This is a genomic window from Vibrio inusitatus (assembly GCA_024346935.1).
In the GTDB taxonomy this organism is placed as follows: domain Bacteria; phylum Pseudomonadota; class Gammaproteobacteria; order Enterobacterales; family Vibrionaceae; genus Vibrio; species Vibrio inusitatus.
The window spans coordinates 370,302-389,693 of sequence record AP024878.1; the positions used below are offsets into that span (position 1 = coordinate 370,302).

Annotated in this window: 14 protein-coding genes; 5 read left to right on the forward strand and 9 right to left on the reverse strand. The window is 42.7% G+C overall.

Translation table 11 applies throughout. From position 1 onward, the window contains the following. Positions 1-37: 37 nt before the first annotated feature. From OCU48_RS01755 to OCU48_RS01765, 3 genes are all read left to right on the forward strand, one after another. Complete coding sequence (locus tag OCU48_RS01755; protein WP_141347411.1) at positions 38-1,015, forward strand: carbohydrate ABC transporter permease; 978 nt, start codon at positions 38-40, stop codon at positions 1,013-1,015. Continuing rightward, positions 1,012-1,845 (forward strand): carbohydrate ABC transporter permease, encoded by an 834-nt coding sequence (locus OCU48_RS01760; protein WP_141347410.1) that lies wholly within the window; start codon positions 1,012-1,014, stop codon positions 1,843-1,845. Before OCU48_RS01755 ends, OCU48_RS01760 begins: the two co-directional genes overlap by 4 nt. Before the next feature lie 91 nt (positions 1,846-1,936). Next, complete coding sequence (locus OCU48_RS01765) at positions 1,937-4,189, forward strand: endo-1,4-beta-xylanase (RefSeq protein ID WP_141347409.1); 2,253 nt, start codon at positions 1,937-1,939, stop codon at positions 4,187-4,189. Between the two features lie 134 nt (positions 4,190-4,323). On the opposite strand, the gene OCU48_RS01770 is transcribed toward OCU48_RS01765, so the two are convergent. The 6 genes from OCU48_RS01770 to OCU48_RS01795 all read right to left on the reverse strand — a co-directional run bounded on the left by OCU48_RS01770 (position 4,324) and on the right by OCU48_RS01795 (position 13,352). Then, the gene (locus OCU48_RS01770; protein ID WP_141347408.1) at positions 4,324-5,373 is read right to left on the reverse strand and encodes a glycoside hydrolase family 43 protein; all 1,050 of its coding nucleotides are present in this window, start codon (positions 5,371-5,373) and stop codon (positions 4,324-4,326) included. A 76-nt stretch (positions 5,374-5,449) separates the two neighbouring features. Continuing rightward, positions 5,450-7,072, reverse strand: coding sequence for a glycoside hydrolase family 43 protein (locus OCU48_RS01775; protein ID WP_141347407.1), 1,623 nt, complete (start codon positions 7,070-7,072; stop codon positions 5,450-5,452). 104 nt (positions 7,073-7,176) lie between these two features. Beyond that, positions 7,177-8,496 (reverse strand): xylose isomerase, encoded by a 1,320-nt coding sequence (gene xylA, locus OCU48_RS01780; RefSeq protein ID WP_337983897.1) that lies wholly within the window; start codon positions 8,494-8,496, stop codon positions 7,177-7,179. Positions 8,497-8,893: 397 nt separating this feature from the next. Then, positions 8,894-10,084, reverse strand: a complete 1,191-nt coding sequence (locus OCU48_RS01785; protein WP_280176882.1) for a XylR family transcriptional regulator — start codon at positions 10,082-10,084, stop codon at positions 8,894-8,896. Positions 10,085-10,696: 612 nt separating this feature from the next. Next, positions 10,697-12,529, reverse strand: a complete 1,833-nt coding sequence (gene glmS, locus OCU48_RS01790) for a glutamine--fructose-6-phosphate transaminase (isomerizing) (RefSeq protein WP_141346894.1) — start codon at positions 12,527-12,529, stop codon at positions 10,697-10,699. Between the two features lie 55 nt (positions 12,530-12,584). Further along, a complete protein-coding gene (locus OCU48_RS01795; RefSeq protein ID WP_141346893.1) occupies positions 12,585-13,352 on the reverse strand; it encodes a DeoR/GlpR family DNA-binding transcription regulator in 768 nt (255 codons plus the stop codon). Between the two features lie 343 nt (positions 13,353-13,695). On the opposite strand from OCU48_RS01795, the gene nagB reads away from it, so the two are divergent. Continuing rightward, entirely contained in the window at positions 13,696-14,496 is an 801-nt protein-coding gene (gene nagB / locus OCU48_RS01800; protein WP_141346892.1) for a glucosamine-6-phosphate deaminase, read from the forward strand. 66 nt (positions 14,497-14,562) lie between these two features. Here nagB and OCU48_RS01805 read toward each other — a convergent pair whose 3' ends face one another. The 3 genes from OCU48_RS01805 to OCU48_RS01815 all read right to left on the reverse strand — a co-directional run bounded on the left by OCU48_RS01805 (position 14,563) and on the right by OCU48_RS01815 (position 18,299). Next, the gene (locus OCU48_RS01805; protein WP_141346891.1) at positions 14,563-15,099 is read right to left on the reverse strand and encodes an MltR family transcriptional regulator; all 537 of its coding nucleotides are present in this window, start codon (positions 15,097-15,099) and stop codon (positions 14,563-14,565) included. Positions 15,100-15,163: 64 nt separating this feature from the next. Further along, a complete protein-coding gene (locus OCU48_RS01810) occupies positions 15,164-16,312 on the reverse strand; it encodes a mannitol-1-phosphate 5-dehydrogenase (protein ID WP_141346890.1) in 1,149 nt (382 codons plus the stop codon). A 100-nt stretch (positions 16,313-16,412) separates the two neighbouring features. Then, entirely contained in the window at positions 16,413-18,299 is a 1,887-nt protein-coding gene (locus tag OCU48_RS01815) for a PTS mannitol transporter subunit IICBA (protein ID WP_141346889.1), read from the reverse strand. 572 nt (positions 18,300-18,871) lie between these two features. On the opposite strand from OCU48_RS01815, the gene OCU48_RS01820 reads away from it, so the two are divergent. Next, the gene (locus OCU48_RS01820; protein WP_141346888.1) at positions 18,872-19,291 is read left to right on the forward strand and encodes a VOC family protein; all 420 of its coding nucleotides are present in this window, start codon (positions 18,872-18,874) and stop codon (positions 19,289-19,291) included. Positions 19,292-19,392: the final 101 nt, after the last annotated feature.

The window sequence follows — 19,392 nt, forward strand, 5'->3', positions numbered from 1 at the left end:
TAGCTCTAACCCGCTCTTTTTTAGTTGGGATAAGATTATGAGTTCTTTATTAGCTGCCAATCCTACTTCGTCACAAAAAGGTCGCTTTTGGCTTCGCAAAGGCAACAAGATTGCTCCATATGTATTTGTGATGCCATTCTTTGTGATTTTTGGCGTGTTTGGATTATTTCCATTGTTATTTTCTTTGTATTTGTCATTCCATTATTGGGAACCTGCAGCAGGTTTAGCCTCTATGGAGTGGGTGGGTATTGAGAACTATGTATTCGCTTTACAAGATGAATGGTTCCAAACCTCAATTTACAATACCTTTGTCATTGCACTTAAATCAGGTATTCCACAACACGCAGTTGCACTGCCTTTAGCATTCTTTATTCATACCAGCTTTATGAGAATGCGTAACACGGTTATCGGTATTTATTTTGTACCTTACATCACTTCAACCGTGGCGATATCTTTGGTCTTCACTACGCTGTTCTCCCGCGACTTTGGCATGATCAACCAAGTTTTAACCTCTCTCGGTAACTTTACCATTGGGGATATGAAAGTCTTGGCGTGGCTATTCCCTACTGAAAACATTGATTGGGCCAAACCGGCTTATACCAAGGATATGATTTCATTTGTGGTCTTCTGGCGATTTGTTGGCTGGAATACTGTGCTTTATTTATCTGCATTACAGACGATTCCAAAAGATATCTATGAAGCTGCCATTATCGATGGTGCTAATCGTTATCAGCAATTCTGGCACATAACTTTACCAATGCTAAAACCGATGGCGTTCTTTGCCGTTACCTTAACTATTATTGGCAACCTGCAGTTGTTTGAAGAACCGTTCATTATCACCGGTGGCACAGGTGGTCTGGAACAAGCAGGTAAAACAGCGGCAATGCACATGTACATTACGGCATTTGTTGAGAGTGATTTTGGTACAGCTTCGGCCATCTCCTGGATTCTATTCATGATTATCGCAGGATTGACGTTAGTAAATAACAAACTATTAGGTGGGAACAACCAATGAGAAAAGTAATAGGAAAAGACAAACTCATTGCCTACGGTTTTGTCGCCGTTGGAGCATTGATCATGATTGCTCCGTTCTACTTCATGTTTATATTTTCTTCGCACTCAAATGCAGGCATTTTATCAGTACCGCCTCCGATTGGATTGGGAGACTATTTACTAGATAACTTTAATACCTTGTTAGAATTTTTACCGTATTTCTGGCACAACTTGGGTTTGAGTTTATACATAGCAATAGTAGTTACGTTCTTAAACTTACTATTCTGTTCATTGGCAGGATATGCGTTTGCGATGTTTGATTTCAAATTTAAGAACACTCTGTTCATTGGCATTATGGCGACCATGTTATTGCCACCATTCTTAGGAATGATCCCAACAGCAATGATCATGTCAACTATCGGTTGGATGAACGATCCAAAAGCACTGATCATCCCTGCTGCTTGTGGAGCGATGGGGATCTTCATGATGCGTCAGTTCATTTCAAGCTCTATCCCTAAAGAGCTTGTTGAAGCGGCGCGCATGGATGGCTGTGGGGAATTTAAGATCTATTACCGAGTTATCGTGCCTCTTATCACACCTGCATTCGGTACTTTAGGTTTGATTACTTTCATCGGAACATGGAACAACTTCATGGGACCTTTGGTAGTAATGAATGACATGAAAATGTTTACAGTACCGCTAGCTCTGCGTGCTTTGCAGGGTACAGGGCAAGTACCTTGGGGCGCGGTCTCTATTGGTGCTGCCATCGCAGTATTGCCACTGCTTATTCTATTTATACTGGCATCACGTCGACTCATTGACGGACTTACCTCTGGTGCAGTTAAAGGATAAATCCTACATACTAACTATTTGATGACAACAACACACTGGATGCTACTGAGGCATCCAGTTGTGTAATTGCATCTTGAAAAAGGAAATAAAGATGAGAAAGTTACTTTTCCCTTCACTCTGTCTCGCATTACTCTCAGCTTGCTCCACCGAACAAACAAACCAACCAACTCAAGAAATCACACAGGCTATGGCTAAATCGGGTGAACTTCCTGGTATGCCTCTTAAATCTTTAGCTGACCAAATCAACCTTGCTATAGGTGCGGCTGTAGAGACGCGTCACTTAGAAGATCCTCTATTTCGTCAGGTGTTGATCCGCGATTTTTCGCAGATTACACCAGAGAATGAGATGAAGTTTAGCTATGTTCAACCTCAACGTGGTCAGTTTGATTTTAGTAAAGCAGACCAACTTATTGAGTTTGCGCAAGAGCATGACATGGTCGTGAAAGGACATGCTCTTGTTTGGCATATCCAAAACCCTAAATGGTTAGAAGAGACAAAGTGGACCAAACAAGAATTGAGCGAGGTACTTGAGCAACATATCAAGACGGTGGTCGGTCATTATAAAGGGCGAGTAGCCTACTGGGATGTTGTCAACGAAGCCTTCAATGACAACGGTACTTTTAGAGAGACGCTTTGGTATCAGGTGTTAGGCGAAGATTACATTGAGATGGCCTTTAGATGGGCGCATGAAGCCGATCCTGACGCAGTGCTGTTTTATAACGATTATTCAACAGAAGCCATAGGCCCTAAATCCAATGCCGTATATCGTCACTTAAAAACCTTGCTGGATAAAGGTGTGCCGATTCATGGTGTAGGTACACAGTTACATTTAATGAGTGAGTACCCAATTGGTGAGGCATCTATTGCTCGCAATATTGAACGATTCTCTGAGATTGGATTGGATACACACTTCACTGAGATTGATGTGCGTATGCGAGACAGCGACGGTCAGGCGGGGCTCAATGACCAAGCTAAGCATTATGAGACCTTAATGAAGCTTGCTGCTTATTATCCAGAAGTAGATATGTACACCACCTGGGGACTGACTGATAAGTACTCATGGGTTCCATCGTGGTTTGAGGGTTACGGTAGAGCGTTGATGTTGGATAAAGACTATCGAGCAAAACCTGCCTATTTAGCGGTGCAAGATGTGTTGGTGGATGCCGTAACTGGAAACTTTGGTTATGAACCGATTACAGACCTAAGTAATGCGAAGCGTCATATTTCTCCATTTAATGCTAAGCCTTTATCGTCAGAATCCTTGAATGCGGAAGCTATCGTCTATTATCCATTTGTGTACAACCAACTTAATGGTAAAGACCAAAGGCTGCCTAATTCTGAGACGGTGAGTGGTAAATGGGGCGTGGGTTATTACAAGAACAAATTAATAGGCCAAGTTATTCGCTCAGACGAGACAACCGTGACCAATCACAGCCTTGTTCATGAGAATGACAATGTTGAGGTGTTCATTCGACTTGGCGAACAATATTGGCAATTCCGTTCAGTGATAGGTCAAGATTTTGCTCCGCTAGGCTTCCCAGGAAAAGCAAAGGGAACTTGGAGTGAAGACGGCAAGATGTTTGATTTTGTTATTGAATTTGAAGGTTTTGAAGACCTAGTTGGTGAGACGGTAGGCTTTAATATTGCACTATCGGATAATGACAACGATACAGACGATGGTAATCGCAAAGCTCAGCTTTACCCACTAACCGGTAACAACGTAGGTTGGCAGGGGGAGGAGTTTGGTGAGTTGTTCATGAACGGACAGAATGCTGTTGTGTCACCTAATCCAATTTCTACACCACCGACTTTCTCCATGAGCCAGTTAAATAACGCACCAAGTAGCGCAGATGACGCTGTTTGGGAAAATGCCTATCGTTACTCATTTGCTTTTAATCAGCTAAATCAAAGAGACATGAGTTTTGATGATGCAGATATATCGGGCTCGTGGCAGGTTGGTGTGCATGGTAAATGGTTGTACGGCGTTGTTGAGCGACAAGATGATGTGACCTTTACTGGAGCTGAACAAAGCTATGAAAATGATAACGTAGAGGTATTTGTGCAGTATGGCGAGAAGGATATGACGCAATTTAGAACTGTGGTTGGAGAAGGTTTTGAGCCAGCTAACTATGCACTTGGCTATCAAGCGCAATGGAACGAAGAGGGTACACAATTATTGTTTGCCATTGAACTTGATTCAGAGCTAAAAGATGGCGAAAGCATTCAGTGGAATATCGCCCTTTCAGATAACGACGGAGAGGGGCGTAAATACCAACTCTATCCAGTACCGGGTAGTAACATGTCATATCTTGGTGAGGAGTTAACTAGGATAACTTTGCGTTAGATTGGTTAGGTTCTATAAACCGATATCAGGATAGAGGTGGCTTAGGTCATCTCTTTTTCGTTGTTAAATTAAGAAAATAAACAAAAAACGCACACCGTTATAGTGTGCGCTTAAAGGGAGTTGATACTTTATTTTTAGATATCGAGATAAGGTGTAATGGTTTGAATACTGCCGTCTTCGTTGTGAGTGAGCTCTGTCATTTTGATATTGCGAAGGTGTGTCTGGCCCCCAGATAACGTGCTGTCATGGTAGAACAAGTACCACTTACCTTCATACTCAGCAATTGAGTGGTGAGTTGTCCAGCCCAGAACCGGCTCTAAAATAACACCCTGGTATGTAAATGGACCATATGGCGATTGGCTGGTGGCGTACACTATTTTGTGGGTATCGCCGGTAGAGTATGAGAAGTAATAGGTATCGTTGTGTTTGTGTAGCCATGGGCCTTCAAAGTAACGACGGTCGGTATCTCCTGCTAAAAGCAGCTCTCCATTCTCATCAAGGATCTCTATATCACGAGGTGTCTCTGCAAGATCAACCATGTTGTCTGCAAGTTTAGCTACCTTAGGTAAAAGGGCTGGCTCGTGATCTTGTGGAAAGATCTCTTCACCATATTCATTATCACGCCAGTTCTGTAGTTGGCCACCCCAAAGTCCTCCGATATAAAGGTAGTACTGGTTGTCCTCATCTTGGAATACTGCAGGGTCGATACTGTATGTGCCTTGAATATATGTTTCTTCAGGAACAAATGGACCTTCAGGTTGCTCGGCAACGGCAACACCGATATGAAAAATGCCCTCTGCATTTTTTGCAGGGAAGTATAGATAGTATTTCCCGTCTTTCTCTGCTGCATCTGGTGCCCACATTTGACGTTCTGCCCACTTAACGTCTTTAACGTCTAATGCCTTGCCGTGGTCGGTTGCCTTACCAAAAGGTTGGTCAAGAGAGACAACATGGTAGTCACGCATATCAAAGTGATCACCACTATCATTTAAAGGCTGATCTGTCTCGACATCATGAGAAGGGTAAATGTAGATCTTGCCATTGAACACATGTGCTGAGGGATCTGCAGTGTACATGTGAGTAACCAATGGAGAAGAGATTGGCTTCAGTGAGCTCGCACGCTCAAGATCGCGAGCCGTTACTTTTTCCGCATCACTCAATTCGGTTGCTGTTGTGTCATTCATAATACTCTCACTCAAATAGTCATTTAATCTTGTCACAGCACATCACCAGATTGAGCAATGTGCTGATAGTTCGGTTTTATTGCTTGGCTTGATGTTCGATATACTCGAAATATGCAAAGTCAGCAGCTTGTTTTTGTCCGCGAATATCAGCGGAAAACAGGGCAGCAAAGCTACCAGTGAAGCGGAAGATATCTGGACCACCCTCATCTGACAGCGGTGTGCTGTTTAGGGGAGCGCCTATAGGCTGCCAAGTTTGACCGTCTAATGAATAACTGAAACGATACCATTGGCGATCGAGCTCGAGACGCAAAAACACTGAGTCTGCATCACCAATGAAGACTTCTTCGGAGTATTCCCCATATACATCATTAATGTTTCCGGCAATTTGTAGCAGTCTATTCCCATCATCATCCGCGCTCATTTTCAGGAAGTAGTGGCCATTGCGCGAATAGTAGGCGCACAACCCTGCCATCTCGTAAGGTGTTTCAGGTGCAAACTCTAGCTTAGTTTCTACTGTGCAATAAAAAGCCTGAAAACGGCGAGCTAGCATGCTTTGTTCGTATCTTGATGAGAGATAGTGGCGACCTTTCAGTCTTAAATATCCAGGGCGCTCAGTTAGAGACAACCAAGACTCGTCCGCAGGCTCTCTTAATGTTTGATAATCAACAGCAAGTGTCGTGCTCTCGAAGTTGTCGCGATTTGGCTTACTTGGCCAAGGGTGAGGCTGAAGATCTGGGGCTTCCACTTCTAGAGCGGGGATTCGGCCTGAAGTGACATAAGGCCAACCCTCTTGCCAGTGTGCTTTTTGAATTGCAGATTCACGTCCAAGAATAGAATAGCCATTGTCATAATCGGGTATGAATTGATAACCCTCTGGGTTTGGTATTCGTCTACTACACAGATGACTCAGGTACCATTCGCCATTTTGAGTCTCAACAAAGAAACCATGTCCAGCACGTTCAAGGGGAGCGTTTTCCTGAAAGCGTGTGGTGAGGATTGGATTTTCAGGATGAACTTCATAAGGGCCTAATATGTTCTTAGAGCGGCAGACGGTTACTGCATGGTCACGAGATGTACCACCTTCTGCTGTAATCAGATAATAGTACCCCTCTTTTTTGAGGATTTGCGGCCCCTCAGTGCAGCCGAGTTTGGTGCCTTTAAATACATTGTGTGGCTTGCCAATCAAAGATTGAGCTTCGACATCAAACTCTTGAACAACAATGCCACCAAAGAAATTCTTTTTTTGTCTGCCATCCCACACCATGTTAACCATATATTTCTTGCCGTCATCGTCGTGAAATAATGAAGGGTCAAAGCCATAGTTGCCGATAGAGATAGGCTCGCTCCATGGGCCCTCGATATTCTCTGCGGTAACCACAAAACAAGGGGTGGCCATCCAGTTTCCGCCTCGACATGAGTGTACGTTGGAAAAGCATACCCAAAACTGACCATCAGCATAGGTAAGAGCAGGGGCGTAGATGCCTTCAGAGTTATCCATGCCTCTCATGTCTAACTGTGAGGTGCGAGTGAGAACATGTCCGGCAAGACGCCAATTAACTAGGTCTTTAGAATGGTGGAGCTGAATACCAGGAAACCACTCGAATGTTGAAGTCGCAATATAATAATCATCGCCGACTCGAACTATGGAAGGGTCGGGATTAAAGCCTCTAAGTATTGGGTTTTGGATTACATGTGTCATTGTTATTTCTTATTCTTGTCGTTCACTGAGAGCTTGTTAATTAAAAAGCCCGAGAACCTCAATGTATATGGCGATCGGGCTCGATTGATTAACGTACCGCTTTGTTATTTAAAGATAAAGCCGTTAACGATGTTTTCTAGATGCTCTTGGCGACCCGATGCCATTTTAGGTGCAATATTTTTCTCTTGAGCAAATTTAGCCACTTGTTCAAGGTTCATTTCACCGCTTAGAATTTTCTTACCTAGGTCGTCATTCCAGCCTGCATAGCGCTCAGAAGTGAGTTTACCTAGCACATCGTTCTCCAGCATAGCCGCGGCGTTGTCTAGAGATTTCGCCATGACATCCATGCCACCGATATGGCCGTGGAATAGGTCTTGTGCATCGATAGACGGACGGCGAAGGCGAGCATCAAAGTTAAAGCCACCGGTGGTGAAGCCACCTGCTTTTAGGATTTCGTACATCACTAGCGTGTTTTCTTCAACGCTGTTAGGGAACTGGTCAGTATCCCAACCTAGCTGAGCATCGCCACGGTTTGCATCGATAGAGCCAAATAGACCTAGAGAAGTCGCTGTCGCAACCTCATGATGGAAGCTGTGCCCTGCAAGAGTGGCGTGGTTTGCTTCAATGTTTACTTTGATTTCGTCTTCCAGTCCGTATTGCTTCAAGAAGCCATACACGGTAGCCGTATCGTAGTCGTATTGGTGCTTAGTCGGCTCTTGTGGCTTAGGCTCAATTAAAATAGTGCCGTTAAAGCCAATCTTATGTTTGTGCTCAACGACCATTTGCATTAGGCGACCAAGTTGCTCACGCTCTTGGCGCAGGTCGGTGTTAAGTAGTGTTTCGTAACCTTCACGACCACCCCAAAGTACGTAGTTCTCACCACCTAGACGCTTAGTTGCGCCCATAGCGTTGAAGATTTGAGTGGCCGCATAAGCAAAGACTTTCGGGTCAGGGTTAGAGCCTGCACCAGACATGTAGCGAGGGTTAGAGAACGCGTTTGCTGTCCCCCAAAGTAGCTTGGTGCCGGTTTCGGCTTGTTTCTGCTCTAATACGTCAACCATCGTCTGGAAGTTGTTGATGTACTCTTTGATAGAGTTCCCTTCAGGAGCAACATCGGTGTCGTGGAAGCAGTAGTAAGGAACAGTTAATTTTGAGAAGAAGTCGAACGCGTGGTCGGCTTTCATGCGAGCGACTTCCATCGCATCGTTGCTTTTTAGCCATGGACGGTCGTAAGTGCCAGCACCGAATACGTCAGAGCCAGCCCAGCAGAAGTTGTGCCAGTAGCATGCAGCAAAGCGCAGGTGCTCTTTCATACTTTTGCCTAGAACCATTTTGTCGGCGTCATAGTGGCGGAAAGCAAGCGGGTTTGAAGACTCAGAGCCTTCAAATTTAATTGTATTAATGTTTTTAAAGAATTCGGTCATGATCGTAATATCCAAAATGAGTAACAGGCTTCGATAGTCATAATTTACTTTTTATTTAATTCCTTCAATTACGATTTTTAGTAGTAAAATTCATGTATTTGTTATTTGTGCGACAAGTCTCATTCAGGAAGTTTAAACGCTTGAATTCACGATTTATGTCGAATTACTGAGCAGTGATAATGATTTTTTAGATGCTTATCACATAAACTAGATTGCATAATCAAGTTGCTAATAATAGTAATTTCAAATGGTCGCCTATTTATTACTATCTAACTTGATTGATAGATTATTTACTGAGTGATTGTTTATAATAAGCTCACCCCCAAGTAAGAGATTTAATTAATAAAAGTCCCGCATTTATAGCGGGGCTTTTTAATATGAATTGGCTTTGAATTTTTTAGGCCGATTTCTCTCTAAAGTCTTTAGGTGTTATTTCGAAGTTCTTTTTAAATACCGTATACATATATTGTAATGACGGGTAACCACATACTTCAGCGATATCATTAATCGAGAGTGAGGTGCTGGTGAGTAGGTTGCAAGCTCTCTTTAGTTTGGAGTTATGGATCTCTTGATGGATAGAGTGCCCTCTGGCTTCTTTAAACCTTACCTCCATGTTTGAACGAGAAATACCGACATAGCTTAGTACTTGATCGACTTTGATTCCTTTACAAGCATTATGTCGAATAAAGTGCATTGCTTGAATCACATAAGGGTCATTTAAGGCTTGATAATCAGTGCTTTGACGCTCGTACACCATTGATGGTGGAATCATAACTCTAGGTTTTGCTTTGGGAACTAAAGCTTCATTTTCTGAGTTTACTCGAGTGTCTAAAATGTTGTGAAGCATCTTAGCTGCGCGATAACCCATTTCTTTACTGCCTTGAGCCACAGAGCTAAGAGAGACTCTTGTGAGGTATCGAGTCACTTCTTCGTTGTCGATGCCAATCACGGCAACCTTGTCGGGAACCATAATGTTCAAATGGCTACATACCTGCAGTAAATGTCTGGCTCTAGAATCGGTGACTGCGATAATTCCGGTTGGCGTTGGAAGCCTTTGTAACCAGTCAGCTAGACGGTTCATATCATATTGCCAACTGCTTGATGAGGTCTCATTACCACGAAATATTGCGCTAGCATAACCTTCACGAGTGACTATGTTTTTAAATGCTTTCTCTCTTTCTCCAGCCCAACGGCGACAAGGAGCATCAGGGATGCCATAGAAAGCAAAATTTTGCAGCCCTTTGCCTTTTAGATGTTGGAATGCCATTTCCACTAAGGCTTGGTTGTCTGTTGCTACATAGGGGACATTAGGATAATCACTCTCAGACTCGTAAGAGCCGCCTACACCGACAACAGGTATGTCTGAGTTAGAAAGTAAGCGTTCTATTTCAGGATTGTCAAAATCAGCGATAATGCCATCACCTTGCCAATCTTGAACATTCTCCAAGTGAGTCGTGAAATCTTCTTCTAGAAAAATATCCCAATCACATTGAGTTGCCTGTAAGTATTCACCAATGCCTTCAATTACTTGTCGGTCATAAACCTTATTTGCATTGAATAGCAAGTTTATTCGATATTTCCTATCCACAATAACAATAAGCCATAGAGTCAGAACAAAGTCGCATGAGTCTAACAGCAGAGTAAAAACTCATACACCGAGTCAATACGATGTTGTGATCTTAAACTCATTCGGTGAATATAATAAATGTAATACGAAAAATCATAATGAACGAAATTTCATTGAGATAATTTAACTGTTGTCATGGTCTAATTCTTTAAATTAGACAGAGAAACAAATAACCAACCAAACCGTAACAATTCATAAATTTGCAATTAAAATATATTTATTAATAAAATAATTTAAAGCAATATTAATATTCTATTTGTGATGAGACGTGTCATGCCTATTTTGCATAATTCTTTGTTCTTTTAAGACATCTAAGTGGCGCTTTAGGGTTAAAAGAACATACCCGAGGATCATTACTGCTCCCCAGACGATAGCAAGATAAAAGAAAAAGTCGGACAAGGTATTTTTTAGTGGTTGGATGAAGTTTTGTGTTTCCTCAATTTGCATATCAATTCATCCGGCCAATATTGCGGTGGTTAAATATTAGGCTATTAAGTGCAATTGTGTGAATATTATTTTGTTTAGGTCTAAAAAAGGGGCCAAAGGCCCCTTTAAATACAGAGAGTTATAGGTTTACTCAACGGTAACCGCTTTTGCTAGGTTACGAGGTTGGTCTACGTCGGTACCTTTGATCAATGCTACATGGTATGACAGTAGTTGCATTGGAACCGTGTAGAAGATAGGTGCCGTAATTTCATTTACATGAGGCATCTTGATGATCTTCATGTTTTCATCACTTTCAAAGCCCGCTTTTTCGTCTGCAAATACATATAGCAGACCGCCACGTGCACGTACTTCTTCAACATTAGACTTCAGCTTCTCAAGAAGTTCGTTGTTTGGAGCAATAACTACTACAGGCATATCTGCATCAATTAGAGCAAGAGGGCCGTGCTTCAATTCACCTGCCGCATATGCTTCAGCATGAATGTAAGAGATCTCTTTTAGTTTAAGAGACGCTTCCATCGCAATTGGGTAGTACTCACCGCGGCCTAAGAATAACGTATGGTGCTTGTCAGCGAAGTCAGGAGCCAAAGCTTCGATTTCTTTATCAAACGCTAGTGCTTTCTCAATCGCAGTCGGTAGTTCATGTAAAGCTTGAACAATTTCTGCTTCACGTGCTGAATCCACGCGACCTTGCAGTCGACCAATAGATACAACCATCATTAGCATTGCTGCAAGTTGAGTGGTAAATGCTTTTGTTGAAGCAACACCGATCTCTGTTCCTGCGCGAGTCATGAAAGCAAAATCAGATTCACGAACAAGAGAAGAGCCTGCCACGTTACAAATGGTCATTGCCGCCATGTAACCTTTTTCTTTTGCTAGGCGAAGTGCTGCTAGCGTATCGGCGGTTTCACCTGATTGAGAAAGAGTAACAAGTAGGCTGTTTGGACGAGTTACGAATTTGCGGTAGCGGAACTCAGAAGCGATTTCGACATCACAACTTACACCCGCAATAGATTCGAACCAGTAACGAGCAGCCATACCTGAGTTGTAAGAAGTACCACATGCAATGATTTGAACGTGTTCAACGTTGCTAAGAATTTCTTCTGCTTTAACGCCAATAGCATTGGTGATGACTGAGTCTGCAGAGATACGACCTTCCATAGTGCTAATTAGCGCTGTAGGTTGCTCGAAGATCTCTTTTTGCATGAAGTGGCGGTATTTACCTTTGTCACCTGCATCGTGTTCAGCGTTAGATTCGTGCTCTTCACGCTCAACTGGATTGCCTTCGATGTCAAAGATAGACACGTCACGACGTGTGATCTCTGCAATGTCACCTTCTTCTAGATAGATGAAGCGACGAGTTACGTTAAGCAGTGCTAGCTGATCTGATGCAAGGAAGTTCTCACCTACACCTAAACCAATCACAATTGGGCTACCAGAGCGAGCGACAACAATACGGCTAGGGTCTTTGCGATCAACCGCTACTGTGCCGTAAGCGCCATCAAGTTGTTTAGCGGTTTTTTGTAGCGCCTCAACAAGAGAAGCTGATGTTCTTAATTCCCACTCAACTAGATGAGCAATAACTTCAGTGTCTGTTTGAGAAGTAAATACATAGCCACGGCCAACGAGCAGTTCACGTAGTTCTTCGTGGTTTTCGATGATGCCATTGTGTACAACAGCAATATCACCAGACATATGAGGGTGTGCGTTCACTTCACTTGGCTCACCGTGAGTCGCCCAGCGAGTGTGTGCGATACCTGTGCCACCTAGAACGTTTTGTGCATCTACAGCGTCTGCAAGTTCTTGAACTTTACCTAAACGGCGAACTCGAGTTAGGTTTGAATCTGCGTCTACCACAGCAACGCCAGCTGAGTCGTAACCGCGGTATTCAAGACGACGTAGGCCTTCTACAAGGATTTCTGCTACATCACGCTGTGCTACTGCACCAACAATTCCACACATGTTTTATTCTCCAGTTTGTCTTTGCATATGCAGCAAAGACGATAGTAGTTTTAATTTAATTGGCTGCTCGAATAACGCGAACAGCTTTTGATTCGATTATTTGTTTGTATTCGTCAGACAGGTTTTTATCGGTCACTACGATATCGATACTATCCCAAGCAAGTTCTAGGTTGGGAATTCGACGTCCAATCTTGTCTGACTCAATCATGACGATGACCTGACGAGATACCTCTGCCATCACGCGACTTAAGCCAATGAGTTCATTAAAAGTAGTCGTACCTCGTTCAAGGTCGATTCCATCGGCGCCAACAAATAGTTGGTCAAAATCGTATGAACGCAGAGCAGCCTCGGCGACTTGGCCTTGAAATGAGTCTGAATGCGCATCCCAGGTGCCACCTGTCATTAATAGAGTAGGTTCACTTTCTAGTTCATTGAGCGCATTAGCTGCGGTCAAAGAGTTAGTCATTACCACTAAGCCTTTCTTTGTGCTGAGCTTAGAAATAAGGGCCCCAGTGGTGCTACCACTATCAATTAATATTCGATTGTGGTCACGAACCAAGGAGGCAGCAACTGACGCTAGAGATAACTTTTCTTCTGAAACGAGTATATTGAGTTCTTCCGCTACCGTTTCTGTTGGGATAGAGACTGCGCCACCATAGCGACGAAGTAATTGTCCACTTTGTTCTAACGATGCGAGGTCTTTACGAATAGTAACTTCTGACGTATCAAAGCGCTTTGCTAGTTCCTCAACAGTCACTTCGCCTTGTTCTTCCACAAGGGAGGCGATAGCACTGCGTCGAATTTGAGTATTTCGTTTCGTCATATTCATAATCTTTCGTTTCGGGTGGTAGATTCTTTCATATCGAAACTTAAATGTCTACAATTCGAAAGCTAGATGGGTGAAGGGCTTGTATGCTTCGTCACAAAAGTTGCTGTTATTCATAAATCTCAACGCATAATTCTCGCTGAGAATTATGGAGTGGTTTATTGTTGCTATCTTTCGTTTTGAAAGGGAATGAAAGGACACTAATTGAGTAATTAAGGGGAATTCTTTGGCGTTGATGGCTGATCTAGGTCAAAAAATCACTAATAAGAGTTGGACAAAATGACCACTTATTTTACACTACAAAAAAACATTAAAACCCTAATTATTAAAAGGTAAAGTTATGAGACTGATTCCGTTAAGCAATGCTGAAAAAGTAGGTAAGTGGGCTGCTCGTCATATCGTTGCAAGCATCAACAAGTTCCAACCAACAGCAGAGCGACCATTTGTACTTGGTCTACCAACTGGTGGCACTCCACTAACCACTTATAAAGCGCTAATTGACTTATATAAAGCGGGCGAAGTGAGCTTCAAGAATGTTGTTACCTTCAATATGGACGAGTACGTGGGCATTGATCCTGAGCATCCAGAGTCTTATCGCTCTTTCATGTACAACAACTTTTTCAATCATGTTGATGTCCAAGACGAAAACATCAACCTGCTTGATGGCTTAGCTGATGATATTGATGCTCATTGTGCTGCATACGAAGCGAAAATGAAGTCTTACGGTAAAATTAACTTATTCATGGGTGGCGTTGGCATTGATGGGCACATCGCATTCAATGAGCCTGGTTCATCTCTATCATCACGCACACGTATTAAGACTCTAACGGAAGATACTCGCATTGCGAACTCTCGTTTCTTTGATGGTGACATCAATCAAGTTCCGAAATACGCACTTACTATTGGTGTTGCTACTTTGCTTGATGCTGAAGAAGTGATGATTCTTTCTCTTGGTCACAATAAAGCACAAGCATTGCAGATGGCAGTTGAAGGCAGTGTAAACCACATGTGGACAGTGACAGCTCTACAACTTCATAATAAGGCAATCATTGTTGCTGATGAACCTGCACAACAAGAACTTAAAGTGAAGACGGTTAAATACTTTAACGAGCTAGAAGCTGAGAACATTAAAGATTTATAAGCTTAGTTAGATTGAAAAAACCTGATTTCAGAGAATAAAAAAACCACCGTAAGGTGGTTTTTTGTTTTAAGACGTTAAATCATTTTCACGGCAGAGTTTATTGATGATATCCGTGATGGCCAACACAAGGGTAGAGCGTACTCTCTGGAAATGTCGAGTTAGAAACATATCTAACGTTGCGCCACTCATGCCATCAGCAAGGACCGCATTAAACTCAAGTGGCATAATCCCTTTAATGGAGTTGATCTTATTGAGCTCGAACAACACATCAACTTCAGTGAAGCTAACTTCTTCTCCTTGAATTTTAGCCCATTCCCTTAATGTTACGAAGATGTCTATATCGTCGTAGATTTCTTTGGAAATACTGCCTAATCCTAATAAGAGCTTGGTTCTTACTTGGATTTCACCTAACGGACCATCGTTAGTTAATAGAGGATCAACCACAAATTTTACCGCATAATCATCTTTGAAAAAGATACTCTTAAGCAATGCATCGACGGTATCGTCTAATGCATCATAGGCAGTTAGCAGGCACTCGTGAGCGCTTTCTGCTTCAGAAAGGGCCTCTAGGAGATCTGTTTCATGCTCAGGAGTTATGGGCATACTACTCTTATTGTTGTGGGGCAAAAATTAAAAGGTACCCCATAAGAGGCACCTTTGGTTTGGATCATTTAATCGCTAGGTAAGCTTGTTCTGCTAGTTTAACAACTTCAGCGTCAATATTCAGCTCAGAGTAGTGTGCTAATGTCTCAGCAAAGCCTTTTTCAGCAAACATAGCCTGAAGCTCAACTGCTTGTGGATCGTCATCATTCTTATAATGGAACGCAGCGGCAATGCCTTTTAAAAGGTGTTTGTTTGGTAGGCTGTACTCTAGAGTGCCGTTAAGAGGCTTAATCAAACGATCTTGAGGGCTTAGCTTACGAATAGGCTGGCGACCTACGCGATCAACTTCATCACGAAGGAACGGGTTAGCGAATCGACCAAGAATCTTTTGAATGTAAGCTGCATGAGCTTCTGGATCGAAGCCGTAGCGACGAATCAATACTTCACCACTTTCTTCCATTGCCGCTTTTACTTCAGCAAGAATTGCAGGGTCTTCGATAGAGTCTTTGATGGTTTCGTGACCAGCAAGAACGCCAAGGTATGCTGTGATTAAATGGCCGGTATTAAGGGTAAATAATTTGCGCTCAACAAATGCCATTAGGTTATCTGTGCATTCCATTCCTGGGATGTTAGGAATCTCACCCTTGAATTGAGTTTGATCTACAATCCACTCACTAAAGGTTTCAACAGTCACTGCTAGTGGATCAGTTTCGCCTTCTTCTGCTGGTGGAACGATGCGGTCTACTGCTGAATCAACAAAACCTACAAATTGGTCCGCTTTAGCTTTTACTTCATCATCTAGGTGGGCGTAAACTGCTTCTTTAAGCTGAGTCGTACCACGCACCATATTTTCACAAGCAATGATATTTAGTGGCGCTTCGTTACCTTGTGAGAAACGCAGTTCAAGGCCTTGTGCGATGGTCTTTGATATGATGTTTAGAACTGTTGGACCTACAGCAGTTGTCACCATATCTGACTCTGCAATGCAGTTCACAACTTCAGGGCTAGTTGAGTAAACTGCCGTTACGTTTGAAACGGTGTCTACAACACAATCCGCGCCAACAACCTTAACTGAATACTCATTTCGCTCGATAAGAGCGTTCACTACAGTTTCATTTACATCTGCAAATGTCACAGCGATACCAGCATCAGCAAGTAGCTTCCCGATAAAACCACGACCAATGTTACCTGCGCCAAAATGTAAAGCTTTCATAACAGTACCTAACCAATAGAAATTAATAAAAATAAAAAGGAGGCCAGCATAATAAGGGGAGCTGGCCTCGTCACTTACTTAGGAGCGTGACTTAAAGCTTTTACTTTCCGTTGAGGATATTCAATACATCTTGAGGGTTAGATGTAGTCTTCAACAGTTCAACAGCCTCTTCGTCATCAAGTGAATTCGTGATAGCGGTGATTACTTGAATATGTTCGTCACCTTGTGCTGCGATACCAATTACCATCTTCGCAATATCATCTTCGTCTTCACCCCACTGAATACCTTCAGGGAATTGGCAGAACACGATGCCAGTGCTTTCTACATATTGTTTAGCTTCGATAGTGCCATGTGGTACAGCAATCGACTCACCTAGGTAGGTAGATACAAGCTCTTCACGAGCAAGCATGCCGTCTACATATTCTGGGCGAACATTACCAAGCTTAACCAATTGTTCTCCCGCAAACCTGATAACTTCTTCTTTGGTTTTTGCTTGCATACCTAGAAAGATATTGTCGTTTGATAGCTTCAATGTACCTTGTTGCTCTGGCTCTTTTTTAGCAGTGGTTGGAGCTTCTGAAGCACCTTGAGCTTCTAGTAGCTGTGCAACTAGATTGTCGTATACAGCGCCGTCTAGGAAGTTAGACAGTGAAATATGGTAAGCACTATCAACAACTGAACGAGCACGGTCTGTTAGATCTTTGTGTGTTACAACGATATCAACGTCTTGCGGTAGGTTATTGATTGCCAGATTGGTTACTGAGATATCGAGACCGGCTGCTTCTACTTTCTTGCGTAGTAGACCTGCACCCATTGCACTTGAACCCATACCAGCGTCACACGCTACGATGATGTTCTTTACTGCTGACATGTTTACGTCAGCGTTTGCAGCTTGACCTTTAGAAGAAGCCTTCATGCCTTTCATTTGGCTCGCTGCTTTCTCTAAAGAGTCTTCTTCGTCGTCAGTTTGAGCCTGAGTTTTCATTAGTAGTGATGCAACAAGGAATGATACTGCTGCTGCTGCGACTACAGAAAGAATGACGCCAACGAATGAATCTTTAGGTGTCATGATTAGAACAGCAAAGATAGAACCAGGTGAAGCTGGAGAGATCAGACCTGAGCTAAATACTACGTTAGTGAATACACCCGTCATACCACCTGCGATTACAGCAAGAATTAGACGAGGGTTCATCAATACGTATGGGAAGTAGATTTCGTGAATACCACCAAAGAAGTGGATGATAGAAGCACCCGCAGCAGATTGCTTAGCATTGCCTTTACCAAATACCATGTACGCTAGAAGTAGACCAAGACCTGGGCCTGGGTTCGCTTCAATTAGGAAGAAGATTGAACGGCCTAGCTCTTCAGACTGCTGAACGCCTAGTGGAGTAAAGATACCGTGGTTGATTGCATTGTTTAAGAACAGGATCTTTGCAGGCTCTACGAAAATAGAGGCTAAAGGAAGTAGGCCAGCATTTACCATTACATCTACACCAGCAGCCAGTGCTGAAGATAGAAGTTTAACAGCAGGACCAATCACTAAGAAAGCTAGGATGGCGCAAATCATACCAACGATGCCGGCAGAGAAGTTGTTTACCAACATTTCAAAACCGCTCTTCACTTTACCGTGAACCGCAGCGTCAAATCTCTTAATTGCTAGGCCGCCTAAAGGACCTACGATCATTGCACCCATAAACATTGGGATGTCAGTACCAACGATGACACCCATAGTAGTGATAGCACCTACTACTGCACCGCGATCTCCACCGACCATTTTACCACCTGTATAACCGATTAAGAGCGGTAGAAGGTAGGTAATCATAGGACCAACCATAGCAGCTAACGTTTCGTTAGGGATCCAGCCTGTTGGAATGAATAGAGCGGTAATGAAACCCCAAGCAATGAATGCCCCAATATTAGGCATAACCATGTTGGAGAGGAAACGACCAAAGTTCTGTACTTTGATCTTAGCTTCGGGAGATAGCATAAGGGTAACCTCGTTTATTATTTGAGCCAGTTGGCAGTGTTGTTTTGTTTAACGTTGACAAAAATCTATCACATAAATTGGAAAACGCACGATTCACGCATAATTTGTGATGGGGATCTCACTGCCATTGTTTGTGTTATTAATTAATGGTGATGCACATCACACAAAATGGGTGTCAGTAAATTACATAAGCCTACATGTGAGAATCAATCTCATTTGCAGGCGATTAAGATCACACTTTCTGTTCTTTGGCTGGAATATTTAATGAGATCAAGGTCACATTTCTTTTATTTCATACATAATTACCATGAATTCATGAGTGATTTATAAGCACCTCTTGTGTGTATTGCAGGCGAAGTATGGTTGTCAGCAATATTTTGTAATTAAATTACATTGCTAGCAGGGTGATATTCTAAAAAGTGAGGATCTGCGTTTCAGCATGTGTGAATTCACAAGCGTATGTAGACTATTGGTTTTTGGTCTAGTTCCAGTTTTTATCAGCGCTCTAACTTGAACATTGTTTGTAGCACTTCTAGTTTTGAAATACAGATCAACTCATTCAAGGTGTGCATATGAGCCAACTGACTCCATATTTGTTTTTCTCAGGGAAATGCGAACAGGCCCTAAGTTTTTATTGTGATGTTTTCTCTGGCGAGGTTGTTTCACAGCAACTCTTCTCTGATGCCCCGCAGGTGATAGAAGGCGCTGAACCTCACTGGGTTATGCATGCCGAGTTTAAATGCGTTCACTTCTCACTGATGATGTCTGATGGTCTGAAAAGCACGGAGAGAGACGGACCTATAGCTCTGTCTATTATGCTTGATGATATGAGTCAGCAGGCTGAGATATTTAATACGTTGGCACAAGAGGGGCAAGTGATTATGCCTCTAACCGATATGTTTTGGGGCGCACACTTCGGGCAGCTAGTTGATAAGTTTGGTATCCGTTGGATGCTCCACTGCCAAAATGATGTGGGTGCTAATAATCAATAGTGATTTGATAATTGTATTGGCAACATGGAATATCTTTTTTCCTAAGTAGCCATGGCTCATCTTTAGATTTCGATAGATACAAAAAAGCCCCAGTCCGAAGA

Coding starts and splice junctions, on each gene's coding strand:
- OCU48_RS01755 (WP_141347411.1), top strand. CDS start 38: ATGAGTTCTTTATTAGCTGCCAATCCTACTTCGTCACAAAAAGGTCGC.
- xylA (WP_337983897.1), bottom strand. CDS start 8,496: ATGACCGAATTCTTTAAAAACATTAATACAATTAAATTTGAAGGCTCT.
- OCU48_RS01815 (WP_141346889.1), bottom strand. CDS start 18,299: ATGCTATCTCCCGAAGCTAAGATCAAAGTACAGAACTTTGGTCGTTTC.
- OCU48_RS01805 (WP_141346891.1), bottom strand. CDS start 15,099: ATGCCCATAACTCCTGAGCATGAAACAGATCTCCTAGAGGCCCTTTCT.
- OCU48_RS01775 (WP_141347407.1), bottom strand. CDS start 7,072: ATGACACATGTAATCCAAAACCCAATACTTAGAGGCTTTAATCCCGAC.
- glmS (WP_141346894.1), bottom strand. CDS start 12,529: ATGTGTGGAATTGTTGGTGCAGTAGCACAGCGTGATGTAGCAGAAATC.
- OCU48_RS01760 (WP_141347410.1), top strand. CDS start 1,012: ATGAGAAAAGTAATAGGAAAAGACAAACTCATTGCCTACGGTTTTGTC.
- OCU48_RS01820 (WP_141346888.1), top strand. CDS start 18,872: ATGAGCCAACTGACTCCATATTTGTTTTTCTCAGGGAAATGCGAACAG.
- OCU48_RS01795 (WP_141346893.1), bottom strand. CDS start 13,352: ATGACGAAACGAAATACTCAAATTCGACGCAGTGCTATCGCCTCCCTT.
- nagB (WP_141346892.1), top strand. CDS start 13,696: ATGAGACTGATTCCGTTAAGCAATGCTGAAAAAGTAGGTAAGTGGGCT.
- OCU48_RS01810 (WP_141346890.1), bottom strand. CDS start 16,312: ATGAAAGCTTTACATTTTGGCGCAGGTAACATTGGTCGTGGTTTTATC.
- OCU48_RS01770 (WP_141347408.1), bottom strand. CDS start 5,373: ATGAATGACACAACAGCAACCGAATTGAGTGATGCGGAAAAAGTAACG.
- OCU48_RS01765 (WP_141347409.1), top strand. CDS start 1,937: ATGAGAAAGTTACTTTTCCCTTCACTCTGTCTCGCATTACTCTCAGCT.